Source organism: Polynucleobacter sp. 31A-FELB, from assembly GCF_018882405.1.
Classification (GTDB): Bacteria; Pseudomonadota; Gammaproteobacteria; order Burkholderiales; family Burkholderiaceae; genus Polynucleobacter.
Genome location: NZ_JACVOO010000015.1, coordinates 39,374 through 51,990, shown reverse-complemented (window position 1 = coordinate 51,990; position 12,617 = coordinate 39,374). Strand labels below are relative to the sequence as shown.

Genomic DNA, 12,617 nt, shown 5'->3' with positions numbered 1-12,617 from the left:
GCTTTAAAACCACCCTTACCGGAGAGGTAATGCTGAATAACTTCTAGTTTGAACTCTTTGCTGTATTTGGACATGAGACTGACCCTTTTGAGTTGGATTTGGTGTCCAACTTTTGTGGGTCAGTTCAAAATGTGGTCCCTTTTCTTTTGGCCCGATGGAATCCAGGCGCCTCGAAACACGACACTTGTGTTGTCGAATTAACCGATAAAAGAAAAGCCACCCTAAGGTGGCTAATACTCTTTGACGCCAATATATTTTGGCGGCGCCCTAATTATCTTAGAAACAACGATGTGCCGTCCACATTTGGATTTGCATTTAAAGCCTCAAACGAGACTTTTGTAACACCCTTCAATGAGCTTAGTTTATTCAGATCGAACATAGAGTAGTTAATACTATCAATGGTTCTGATATAAAAAAGATTTCGATTTGTGTCTCTCATGGTTGTCCAAAGAGTTACTTCGGATGCAGATTTAGCCCCTTTGGCAGATGTCATATCTCGCTCGCCACCCGGCATATCACTTGGCAAATCAATAGAAATATTTTTAGGCCTATCAAAATTATTCATGATATGCCCAAGGGTATAAATGGCTTGATCAGGTGTAGTAGCTTTTTCAGCGAATGTTGAGTAGTAAGCGGCTTTAACAAAACGACCAGGCGAAGTTTCAACGCTGGGAAGATTTGCCATATTTCCGCCACCATCAAAAGCATTTACTTTTAAGTTATTAAATTTCCCGCTATTTTTATCTACATTTGTTAAATAGGCATAGTTGCTCATATTTTGAATATGCCAAGGGAAAGGCGGGTTGTTGGTCATAACTCCTACTGGATTGTCATAAACAGTTGTTTTTCCACCGATCCATTCAACCACAATTCCTGCGCCTGTCTTGTCGTAGAGTGCAATATGGACAGGAAACGCGCCTTTACCCAAAAACGGAACTGTTGGTAGCCAAATTGCCACTTCGTTATTTTCAATAGCTTTTTTCACTTGGGCTACCGATGCAAAATTACCTAAAGTCCATGGACCAAAATCCACGAGCGAGAGAATCTTATCTTGCGGAGCTTTACTGACATCAGGCGAACTGTTGCCCCCCAATGATTGCATTGAAAAAACTAAGCCTTGATCATTCATCGCATCAATGACAGTTTCATTCTTGTCACCAGGAACTAAGCCTTTTTTAATGCTAGAAGAAAAAATTGCATACTTTGAACTAAAAGCTATGCCCTGCTTGCCATCTGGTGTTGTAGAGGAAAACTGGCTTCCTTTTGGAAAATAGGTTAAATGGTCAGGCTGAACCCCAACAAACTCCATTGTCCTACCAACGTAAGCGCGACCTTGAGCATCTGTATACACCAATGAGGTGCAGGCGATTGCATTTCCCACAGAAGAAAATGCAAGGGATGTGGTAATTAACAAGCCGATTAAGCGTTTAATTTTCATTTAAAAACTCTCTATGTTTACTGAAATTGATTAAGATTAAAATTCCATATTACATGCTGGGCCCTATAAAACCATGAGGGTCTTTACCTATGAAACCCATTATCCATAAAGATTGGATGGCAAAGAAGGGTTTTCACCTTTAGGTGCATTTTTACACGAAAAAATAGGTGGTTTATTGGCCGCCAAATTCATTTTTTTAGTCACAAGTTCGAATCTAGCTCGACCCACCAGCATTACTAAGCCTCGCTCTGCGGGGCTTTTTTATCTACATATAGTTGCATAGCTAACCAATATCAACTACACTGTATCCATGTTTGAACAATGCCTCTATTTCAATACCACCAGCCTAGCTCGCCAGCTAGAGCGGGAGTGGACTGGTGCATTTAAGCCTTTTGGTTTGACGCCTTCTCAAGCCTTCATGCTCAGAGTAGTTTTAGATAAAGCTCCACTATTGCAAAGTGAGCTAGCTTTGGAGATGAATATTAGCCGCCCGACTACCACCAGAGGTTTGGATGGCTTAGAAAGACTGGGCTTAATTAAGCGGGTTGCCTCCCAAAAGGACGGCCGTGAACAAGAGATTCATCCAACCAAGAAAGCTGTTGAGATGAAGGATGCGATTAATGCTGCTAGTGGCACCGTTACCAAGCGTCTAAAGAAGATGTTAGGCACAAACCATTTTGAAGATGTTGTCGGACAACTCCGGGGTATTAGCTCTGCCCTGAAGGAATAGTAACTTTTTTATTTTTCAAATAGTTGCATAGCTAACTTATTTGCTATTTTGTGTTTTATTTAATTACCAAAGGGGAATTACATGCCAATCTTGAACGTAAAAGTCAGCGGACAAAAGAATATTGCTACGACTAAAGCCATTAATGAGCTACTGCTAGACCTTACCCATCGCATTCTAGGCAAGAAAAAGGAAGTGACTGCTATTGCCATCGAATACGTAGATCCAGATTATTGGTTTGTGGGTGGCAAGCTATTAAGCGAGCAGAGGACGAATAGCTTTTACTTTGATATTAAGATTACTGATAAAACCAATACCAAAGATGAGAAGGCTCAGTACATCAAGGAAGCCTTTGAGGGTTTTGAACAAATCCTAGGCAATCTGCATGAAGAGAGCTATATCTACGTTCAGGATGTCAGGGCTGCTAGCCATGGGTATGGTGGGAAAACTCAGGAATATCGATATCACAAATAATTCCTTGATTACACCCATAACCCTCTGAAATATCAGGGGTTTATGAGGGGATTATTGAGCAGAATTCTCTAGGAAAATAGGTCTAAAGCTACTAAAATAGTCGCATGCCAACTAAGCTTGCCACCCAATCTCAAGCCCGCCAATACAACGTTTCTAACGCTGTAGCTTCTGCTCGGATTGAAGGTATTGTTCCAACTAAGCAGTTAGAGCAAAGCCTCACTGACTACGTTGCTGGCAAAAAGAGCATTGCGCAAATACTGGAAGAAACCAAACAACGTTATGCCACGCTATGACGCGGATGACACTTACTGCTACCTAGGTACAGACGTACTTCGAAACAAAGCAGAAATAACTAACACACAAGATTTAGACACCTTTGAAGGTGAGCTATCTACTTTGCGATCAATTGAAATTCTAGAGAGGCCCATAGCAGGTCAATTTGATCTTACCCATCTTCAGCGCATTCACTTAGCTCTCTTTCAGGATGTATACGACTGGGCCGGGAAGATTCGCACAGTAGATATTAGCCGTGGCAATAGTCCTTTTGCTAATGTGCGCTTTATTGAATCTGCGGCAAACGACCTCTTTAACAAACTAGCTCGTGAAAACTGGCTCAGAGGCTTGTATGCTGTTGCTTTATCAAAAAGACTCGCTCACTACCTATCGGAGATAAATGCCCTTCACCCTTTTCGGGAGGGAAATGGTCGCGTACAACGCATATTTATCTCGCAACTTAGTCAATCAGCAGGCTATCAACTGGACTACTCCGACCTAGAGCAGGAGCAAATTTATCGAGCAATGGAGCTAGCTTTTAGTGGCGATGAATCCATTCTTGCCAATCTGATTCTGGAACGCTTGGAGAGCAGTGACTAGGTTTAAGCAATTTACTGAACTGTCTGCGCCAATTAAGCCTCTTTGAGCCCGTTGGTCGCGAGTTCAAATCTCACCCGACCCACCAGTAATATGAAGGGATTGGTGCCCCCTTTTTTAGTCTTCCTGCTGCACTGTTTTCACTAACTGCAGTGCTACTCGCGACATCTACCTGGAATAACTACAGCATCGGGTGGGCGAAGTCATCCGGCCAACCAACATCAATCAAGCCAGGTTGGATGTTTATCCATCACGGAGTTAAATAGGTCTGACTCAAGATGTTGATTTAGCCATGCTTTGACAGAGGCAAATGGCAGGCCTTCAAACCGTTGCGGATTCACTGCAGCAAACTGCCTGATGAATGGAAAGATGGCCACATCCACCAAAGACATCTTATTTCCCATTAAATACTTGCTAGATTGGAGAGCGCGCTCCATCGGTTTAAGCATGAGCTCTATGGCGCTATTGAGAACATCCTGTGGGTTCAGATCCGGAAATCGATTTGGATACTTGCACTGGTCTAGCAGCACTTTAAATGGACCATCATTTTTCTCGATCCAAGCTTGTGAGATTTCCTCATCAACCCCTATCCAACCATCTCGGTCAGACTTCTCTAAAGCCCAACGCATGATATCTAAACTTTGATCTACGACATACCCGTCAACACATAAGACCGGTACAGTGCCCTTAGGGGATGCAAGCAACATTGAATGCGGCTTACTTCTCAGCGCAATCTCCCTATGCTCAACCTGAATACCAGCGTATTTCAAAGCCATACGAGCCCGCATTGCATAAGGGCATCTTCGGTAAGAGTACAAAATTGGCAACATTGATAACTAACCTAAGAACATTAATATTGCTGCGAACGCCATCAAGGCCGTAGCAAACCACCCCAAAAATAATAAGATCTTTCCAGCAGTATGGGGCCCCATGACAGAGGCCTTGGAAGCCAGAATCAGAATCGCCACCATCAATGGCACAGCAACGACGCCGTTAATTACGGCACTCCAAAATAATGCCTTCATGGGGCTAATGGGAGAGTACTGAATCACGAGTGCACCTATTACACTGAGTGCAATTACTGCATAAAATCTTGCCGCATGCGAAGGGGTCGCCTCAAGGCTTGCTGGCCAGCCAAATACTTCAGATAAAGCATAAGCAGCAGAACCCGCTAAAACTGGGACACCCATTAAACCTACACCTAGAATTCCTAAAGAAAATAAGAGGTAGGCAAAATTTCCAGCAAGAGGCTTTAGTGCAGATGCCGCCTGGGAGGCTGTATTGATATCATTGATTCCAGCAACATGCAAAGTCACAGCGGTAGCTAAAATAATGCAGTAGGCAGCCACATTGGAGTACAGCATACCGCTCCAGGTGTCCCATTTCATACGACGCAACTCAGACTTAATGGTGGCACTATTCTCAGAGAGTAAATCAACTTGATGGTGACCCTTCATCTCCTCGACCTCCTGAGAAGCCTGCCAAAAAAATAAATAAGGGCTAATCGTCGTACCAAAAATTCCCACGATGACTGCGGCAGCTTCAGGATTAAAGCTGAATCTTGGAAACAAAGTGCTCCAGAGCACTTCACCCCAAGGAACATGCACCGTAAATAAAACAGCTGCATAAGCCAATAAAGACAGCGTTAACCATCTCAGAAAAAAAACATAACGGTGATATGGCACCAGTATTTGCAAGGCGAGGGTAAGCATGACAAAGAAGGCTGTCATGATGTGCCAGTTAATTCCAGTCACAAGTTCGGCTACCTCACCCATGGCAGCAATATCAGCGGCAATATTTAAGACATTAGCAATGAGTAACAAAAACACCAAACAGAAAAGGACCGCAGACGGAAAAGTGGTTTTAATGTTGGCCGCCAAACCGCGCCCCGTCACCCGACCAATACGTGCACACAAAAGCTGGATTGCCGACATTAAGGGATAGGCAATCGGCATGGTCCACAACATATTGAGGCCAAACTGAGCGCCAGCCTGAGAATACGTAACAATTCCGCTTGGGTCATCATCTGCAACGCCCGTCACTAATCCCGGCCCAACACGGGTTAAAGGATGAGCTTTAATGCGGGCCCAGATGCTGCGAATATTCATAAATGGCAAGGTATAGGGTGTTCAATCACTTAAGCCTCATCAAGTTAGCACGAAATATCATCACGAATGAGTTTAATAAGCGAAAGGAGCGTTTTAGGCCTATATTGAGGTAGCTTTATTAATCTAATAAATAGATCATTAATATCTAAATTATTCATTATGCAAATAAATAAATAGCCTCTAGAATGGTTGCTGTTGTGAATCAACTATTTCATTTTTTTCAGGAGAAACCTATGTCACTAATCAACACAGCAGTTCCACCATTCAAGACCCAAGCTTTCCACAACGGTAAGTTTGTAACTATTTCCGATGAGACTCTCAAAGGCAAATGGTCAGTATTGATTTTCATGCCAGCAGCATTCACATTCAACTGCCCAACAGAAATTGAAGATGCAGCTGATAACTACGCTGAATTCCAGAAGATGGGTGCAGAGGTATACATCGTCACTACTGATACACACTTCTCACACAAAGTATGGCATGAGACCTCACCCGCAGTAGGTAAGGCGAAGTTCCCATTGGTTGGTGATCCAACTCATACATTGACACGTGGTTTTGGTGTACACATTGAAGAAGAAGGTCTCGCATTGCGTGGCACATTCATCATCAACCCAGAAGGCGTTATCAAAACAGCTGAAATCCATTCAAATGAAATCGCTCGCGATATCTCTGAGACATTGCGTAAGCTCAAGGCTGCTCAGTACACAGCAGCTCACCCAGGTGAAGTTTGCCCAGCTAAGTGGAAAGAAGGCGCAGCTACTTTGACTCCATCTTTGGATCTCGTAGGCAAGATCTAATCATCGAAGTCAGCAGTAACTAGCAATCAATAGACTCTCTTCGGAGAGTCTATTGGGCAGGATGAGAAGCAGAAGCCCTGCCCAATAGACTCATCAAGATTAAATACCAAGGAACACATCATGTTAGATGCAAACATCAAGGCCCAGCTCAAGGCCTATTTTGAAAAAATTGAGAGCCCGATTGTTTTAGAGGCAACTTTAGATGACAGCACCCAGTCTGCCCAGATGCTGGAGTTATTGAATGAGGTTGCCGAGCAATCCACCAAGATCACAGTAAAGACTTCTGGTAGCAGCAAAAATATTCCTAGCTTTACTGTTGCTAAGGCAGATGAAGTTGCTCGCATTGCATTCTCTGGTCTGCCAATGGGTCATGAGATGACTTCTTTCATTTTGGCTATTTTGCAAACTAGCGGCTATCCACCTAAAGTTGAGCAAGACATCATTGAGAGTATTAAAGGCTTGGAAGGTAAAAAGCGCTTTCAGACATTCATCTCTTTGTCATGCCACAACTGCCCAGATGTTGTTCAGGCTTTGAACCTGATGGCTGCTCTCAATCCGAATATCGAACATGAAATGATTGATGGCGCCCTCTTCCAGGGCTTGGTGGATCAATATCAAATCATGGCTGTACCTACCGTGATTCTGAATGGGGAAGTATTTGGCCAAGGTCGTATGAGCGTTGAAGAAATTGCCGCTAAATTGGATACCAACTCCTCAGCCCGTGATGCAGAAAAATTGAGTACTAAGGCTGCCTATGACTCCCTCATCATTGGTGGTGGTCCAGCAGGCGCCTCAGCAGCAATCTACTCAGCCAGAAAAGGAATCAGAACGGGTGTTGTAGCTCAGCGCTTTGGTGGCCAGGTTGCAGACACCGTGGGCATTGAGAACTTCATCTCAGTTAAGGAAACTGAAGGGCCTAAATTAGTGATGGCGCTTGAGCAGCACGTGAAGGAATATGAAGTTGATGTTATGAACTTGCAAACCGCTAAGAGCTTAAGCAAGACTGGCGATGAAATTTCTATCACTCTAGAGAATGGCGCAGTTCTGAAAAGCAAGACCGTTATTTTGAGTACTGGCGCACGCTGGCGTGAAATGAATGTACCGGGTGAGCAAGAGTACCGCGGTAAAGGTGTAGCTTATTGCCCGCACTGTGACGGCCCGCTTTATAAAGGAAAGCGTGTAGCAGTAATCGGCGGAGGAAACTCTGGGGTTGAGGCTGCTATAGATTTGGCAGGTATTGTGAGTCATGTCACATTGGTTGAGTTCGATACCAAGCTACGTGCTGATGCAGTCTTGCAAAAGAAATTAAATAGCATGCCTAACGTAGCCATCATTACCAACGCTTTGAGTAAAGAAGTTTTGGGTGCTGATGGCAAAGTAACTACCTTGAGATATGAAGATCGCGCCAATAATCAAATGTATGACATTGCACTTGAAGGTATCTTTGTGCAAATTGGATTACTCCCGAATACCGATTGGCTCAAAGGCGTGATTGATCTATCCCCTCGCGGCGAAGTCATTATTGACGCTAAAGGAGAAACATCAATGCCTGGAGTATTTGCTGCAGGAGATTGCACCACTGTGCCTTATAAGCAAATCATTATTGCCATGGGTGAAGGTGCAAAAGCCTCCCTCTCGGCATTTGATTACTTGATTCGCTCATAAGATTTTCTAAATAAGATCTGGATGTAGAAAAGCCCCGAATTGCTCGGGGCTTTTTTATTTCAAAGGGCTAACTGCCCGCGCATCATTAAGGGTATAAACCCCGCATCTGCCTAGCCTTCAGAATACGTTCGCATCCGACAATAAAGGTGGCAGTTCTCAAGCTCACATCATGCTTCTTGGCTACATCGCAAATACCCTTAAAGGCATCGACCATTAAGATATCCAGGCGATTATTAATTTCTTCCTCAGTCCAGAAGAAGCTAGAAAAATCTTGTACCCATTCAAAGTAACTCACAGTTACTCCACCAGCATTGGCAATGACATCAGGAACAACGGTGACATTCATATCCCTCAAGATGTCATCCGCTTCTGGTGTCGTAGGTCCATTCGCGCCCTCCACAATTAATTTCGCCTGAATGCTTGCAGCGTTAGCCGGAGTAATTTGAGACTCTAATGCGGCTGGGATCAAAATATCGCATGGCGATGACCAAAATTGTTGGCTGGTAATAGATTCACCAGGAAAACCATTGATCTCGCGCGCAAGCGAGACATGATCAAGCAAGGCATCTACATCGAAGCCATTGGGGTTATACAAAGCACCAGAGTGATCTTGAATTGCCACCACCTTTGCGCCAGCCTGAGCAAATAGACGAGCCGCATGACCGCCAACATTTCCTAAGCCTTGAATCGCAATCCTTGCTCCTAAGAGCTCGCGATTCATTTGCCCGTAAGCCTCTCTTGCCACTACGAATACACCTCGGCCAGTGGCATCCCTCCTCCCCAAACTTCCACCAAGTGAGATTGGTTTTCCGGTGACAACTCCTGAGGTGGTGTAACCCTGATTAACGCAATAAGTGTCCATCATCCACGCCATAATTTGCTCGTTGGTATTGACATCGGGCGCCGGAATATCTTTTTGAGGACCAATCATCATATTGATCTCACTAGTAAAGCGTCTGGTCATTCTCTCAAGCTCAGATTGCGATAGCTTTTTAGGGTCAACACGAATACCCCCTTTTGCCCCACCAAATGGTACGTTCACAACGGCAGTTTTAATCGACATCCATGCTGATAAAGCGGTGACCTCAGATAACGTGACATCCGGATGAAAGCGGATACCACCCTTACCCGGACCTCGAGATAAATTGTGGTGCACACGATATCCTTCAAAATGGGTAATCGTGCCGTTATCTAACTCGATAGGCACATCCACAATTAAAGATCGCTTGGGTCGCTTTAAGGTCTCGACCCAGCGTGTCAGTGGGCCTAAATAAGGAGTTACACGATCAATCTGTTCGAGGTATGTGCCCCAAGCACCAAGATTTTTAGGGTCCAAATAAGATGCGATTTCATGACTCATAGGCGCTCCAGAAAGTGATGTAATTAACTAAAGTACATATTACGCCTTAGGTAGAGCAACATACCCAATATCTAGATTCCCATATTGCCAATACGTTTAATTAGGGGGTACAAATAAAGAATCCTCCGAATAGGCTCTCGGAGGATTCTTTATCTTAAATAGTAAATTTGTTACTTTGCTTGATGTGCCATCTGTAAAAGCTCTGCCAAATGCTTAACCTTGCGACCTGTTTCTTGTTCGATCTGCTCTCGGCAGCTAAAGCCATTGGTAAGAATGATCGTTTCTTGATCAGCAGCGCGGATGGCTGGAAGCAATACCAATTCTCCAACTGCTTTAGATATTTCCACATGCTCAGGATTAAATCCAAATGAACCAGCCATACCGCAGCAGCCACTATCAATGTAATTCGCTTTAGCGCCCAAAGCAGCCAGGAGCGCTACATCCCCCTTGGTGCCAAAGAGAGACTTCTGGTGACAATGAGAGTGAACCAAGATATTGCAGTCTAGAGGCGGCGGCGTGTAGCCCTTCTCGTGCAAGAAATCCCCAAGCAAATAAGTGTTCGCAGCCAAGAGTTGAGCTCTTGGATCATGAGGGAAAAACTTTAACAACTCATCCTTGAAGACTGACATGCAGCCAGGCTCAAGGCCCACTACTGCGATTGGTGAATTTGGATCTGAATTAATTTCATCTCCAATAGCATCTAGAATCTTCTCTAGTTTTTGCTTAGCAAGATCCAAGTAACCAAAGTCATATAAAGGACGGCCACAGCATAGCGGAGTCTTTGGCAGGGTTGCCTCAAAGCCTGCATGAGCCAGAACTTCTACTGCCGCATTAGCGACCTCAGGATGAAAATGCTCGCAGAAAGTATCTACCCAGAGGATCACTTTCTTCTGCCCAACACTTGCGCTCTTGGATTTCTGAAATTGCTTTCTGAAGGATTGGTTTGCAAACTTAGGCAAGCTACGCTCTTGCGCTACGCCCCCAACCCATTTTGCAAAACTAGATATGCCTGGGGTTTGCATAATTCCATTAATAAGCCAAGAGAGCTTACTTGCAAGCGGGGCCCAATCACCAATCCGCCCCATAGTGAGGGCCTGACGTGGCCTACTATTAGTCTCGTGATAATGAGATAAGAACTCCGCCTTATAGGAAGCCATATCCACGTGCGCAGGACAATCCGACTTACAACCTTTACAGGAGAGGCAGGTATCGAGAGCATCTTTAAGCTCTTCGCTTTCCCAGCCATCTTTAATCACCTCGCCTTGGAGCATTTCCCAAAAGAGTCGTGAGCGTCCACGAGTAGAGAAGCGCTCTTCTTTAGTAGCGCGATAGCTTGGGCACATGGTGCCGATTTTTTCACTACGGCACTTACCCATGCCAACGCAACGCTCAACCGCCCTCTGGAATCCATTTCCCTCTTGGCTCAAGAAATTCAGCCGTGTCTTGATGTTGACGACTTTGTATTCTGGGCCCATGCGGAGGTTTTCATCTACGCGATAGGGATGCACTACTTTGCCAGGATTGAGTTTGTTCTGTGGATCCCAGATGCGCTTGAACTCATGCATCGCACCCATTAACTCTTCGCCAAACATAATAGGGAGAAATTCTGCCCTAGCTTGGCCATCACCATGTTCGCCAGTCAGCGAACCACCAAACGCAACAACTAAAGTCGCAGCATCTCGAATAAAGGATCTAAATTTGGCCACGCCCTCTGCAGAACGCAAGTTAAAGGTAATGCGTGCATGAATACATCCATCGCCAAAGTGTCCGTAGAGCGAGGTCTCATACTCGTAAGAATCGACCAGCGCCTGAAAGGAACGTAGATACTCACCCAAACGTGCCGGATCGACCGCGGCATCTTCCCAGCCCACTACTGGGTCAGGAGAATTCGGGTCAATAGACAGATGGGTGGCAGATGCACCATTCTCACGAATAGACCAAACACGCTTTTGCACCAATGGATCAGACTCGAGCCATGTAGATGGGCGAGGCCCCTTGGTTCGGGACTTGAAGTACTCTTGAGCTTTCTCAGCCTGAGCTATTGCACCCTCAAGTGTGTCACCACCAAATTCCACAACTACCCAAGCATTTCCAGGGGGAAGTAAATCAATTTCAGCTTTAGCTAAATTACGCTCTTGCAAGCCACGAATAATTTTGTAATCTAAGCCTTCGATCGCAATAGGGTTAAAGGATTGATATTCGGGTACAGCATCACCGGCTAAATAGATGTCATCGAAACCCAATACCAAAACCACACGCTTAGCAGGGCTCTTTACCAATCTCACCTTGGCAGCCAACGTAAGTGCGCAAGTACCTTCGGTGCCAACCAATGCGCGCGCAACGTTAAAACCGTTCTCAGGCAGGAGTTGATCTAAGTTATATCCAGAAACGCGGCGCTTAATATTGGGGAAGCGCGCACGAATTAGATCGGCATAGCGATCACGCAAGGTAAGCAGGTCTTGGTAGATCTGACCCTTGCGTCCACCAGCAGCAATAATTTCTTGCAACTCATGATCGGATGTTGGGCCAACCCAGAAGCGTTCGCCATCGTAAGTCAGAATTTCTAAAGCCTCGGTATTCTCAAGCGTCTTACCCGCCATCACCGAATGAGCACCACAGGAATTATTAGCAACCATCCCGCCTAAAGTGCAGCGGCTATGAGTAGAAGGATCTGGAGCAAAAGTTAGGCCATGTAATTCAGCAGCATCGCGCAAGGAGTCACAAATGACGCCCGGCTCAACAACTGCATTACCAGCAACCGGATCTAATTCGAGGATATGGTTGCAGTACTTGGAGATATCGAACACCACAGCGTTATTCACTGTCTGGCCATTCATAGAGGTACCAGCGCCACGCATCAGCACAGGAGCCTTATTGCGATGACAGATCTCGATACCCTTTACAAATTCTTCGGTATTTTTTGGGGTAACAACCCCAATCGGAATTTGGCGATAGTTAGATGCCTCGGAAGCGTATACAGCCTGATGAGCCGTATCGAAATGAACAGAGCTTCCAAGAGCTGCTGTGAGCTCAACGTTGAGCTGCTCCCACTGAGAAATACCACCCATATTCAATCCTTGTTAGATGCACTTACCCTCTATTGGGCACTGTACATTCTAACAATTTCTGCTGTTTTGTGATGCTTGGCAGATTATTCAAATATGCTGAATTTATACTC

At 45.0% G+C, this 12,617-nt stretch carries 11 protein-coding genes; 6 read left to right on the top strand and 5 right to left on the bottom strand.

The features are described 5' to 3' along the window. Window positions 1-271: 271 nt before the first annotated feature. The gene (locus ICN30_RS09285; protein WP_216275075.1) at window positions 272-1,438 is read right to left on the bottom strand and encodes a linear amide C-N hydrolase; all 1,167 of its coding nucleotides are present in this window, start codon (window positions 1,436-1,438) and stop codon (window positions 272-274) included. 310 nt (window positions 1,439-1,748) lie between these two features. Here ICN30_RS09285 and ICN30_RS09280 point away from each other — a divergent pair, with 310 nt between their 5' ends. The 4 genes from ICN30_RS09280 to ICN30_RS09265 all read left to right on the top strand — a co-directional run bounded on the left by ICN30_RS09280 (window position 1,749) and on the right by ICN30_RS09265 (window position 3,512). Continuing rightward, window positions 1,749-2,168, top strand: a complete 420-nt coding sequence (locus ICN30_RS09280; protein WP_216275073.1) for a MarR family winged helix-turn-helix transcriptional regulator — start codon at window positions 1,749-1,751, stop codon at window positions 2,166-2,168. Window positions 2,169-2,249: 81 nt separating this feature from the next. Further along, on the top strand, window positions 2,250-2,639 hold the full coding sequence (locus ICN30_RS09275; protein WP_216275072.1) for a 4-oxalocrotonate tautomerase family protein: 390 nt from the start codon (window positions 2,250-2,252) through the stop codon (window positions 2,637-2,639). A gap of 104 nt (window positions 2,640-2,743) precedes the next feature. Further along, window positions 2,744-2,932 (top strand): antitoxin VbhA family protein, encoded by a 189-nt coding sequence (locus tag ICN30_RS09270; RefSeq protein WP_216275069.1) that lies wholly within the window; start codon window positions 2,744-2,746, stop codon window positions 2,930-2,932. Continuing rightward, window positions 2,919-3,512 carry a Fic family protein gene (locus tag ICN30_RS09265; protein ID WP_216275067.1) on the top strand — a complete coding sequence of 198 codons (594 nt, stop codon included), beginning with the start codon at window positions 2,919-2,921 and terminating at the stop codon, window positions 3,510-3,512. The genes ICN30_RS09270 and ICN30_RS09265 overlap by 14 nt, the downstream gene beginning before the upstream one ends. Before the next feature lie 218 nt (window positions 3,513-3,730). Here ICN30_RS09265 and ICN30_RS09260 read toward each other — a convergent pair whose 3' ends face one another. Further along, the gene (locus ICN30_RS09260) at window positions 3,731-4,339 is read right to left on the bottom strand and encodes a glutathione S-transferase (protein ID WP_216275065.1); all 609 of its coding nucleotides are present in this window, start codon (window positions 4,337-4,339) and stop codon (window positions 3,731-3,733) included. Window positions 4,340-4,345: 6 nt separating this feature from the next. After that, window positions 4,346-5,617, bottom strand: coding sequence for an NRAMP family divalent metal transporter (locus ICN30_RS09255; protein ID WP_216275063.1), 1,272 nt, complete (start codon window positions 5,615-5,617; stop codon window positions 4,346-4,348). A gap of 233 nt (window positions 5,618-5,850) precedes the next feature. Between ICN30_RS09255 and ahpC the strand changes: the two genes are divergently transcribed. Together ahpC and ahpF are read left to right on the top strand one after the other, a co-directional pair. Then, window positions 5,851-6,414, top strand: coding sequence for an alkyl hydroperoxide reductase subunit C (gene ahpC / locus ICN30_RS09250; RefSeq protein ID WP_216275061.1), 564 nt, complete (start codon window positions 5,851-5,853; stop codon window positions 6,412-6,414). 120 nt (window positions 6,415-6,534) lie between these two features. Beyond that, window positions 6,535-8,079 (top strand): alkyl hydroperoxide reductase subunit F, encoded by a 1,545-nt coding sequence (ahpF, locus tag ICN30_RS09245; protein WP_216275059.1) that lies wholly within the window; start codon window positions 6,535-6,537, stop codon window positions 8,077-8,079. An 85-nt stretch (window positions 8,080-8,164) separates the two neighbouring features. On the opposite strand, the gene ICN30_RS09240 is transcribed toward ahpF, so the two are convergent. Both ICN30_RS09240 and ICN30_RS09235 read right to left on the bottom strand, forming a co-directional pair. After that, complete coding sequence (locus ICN30_RS09240; RefSeq protein WP_216275057.1) at window positions 8,165-9,439, bottom strand: Glu/Leu/Phe/Val dehydrogenase; 1,275 nt, start codon at window positions 9,437-9,439, stop codon at window positions 8,165-8,167. Window positions 9,440-9,609: 170 nt separating this feature from the next. Beyond that, the gene (locus tag ICN30_RS09235; protein ID WP_216275054.1) at window positions 9,610-12,507 is read right to left on the bottom strand and encodes an FAD-binding and (Fe-S)-binding domain-containing protein; all 2,898 of its coding nucleotides are present in this window, start codon (window positions 12,505-12,507) and stop codon (window positions 9,610-9,612) included. Window positions 12,508-12,617: the final 110 nt, after the last annotated feature.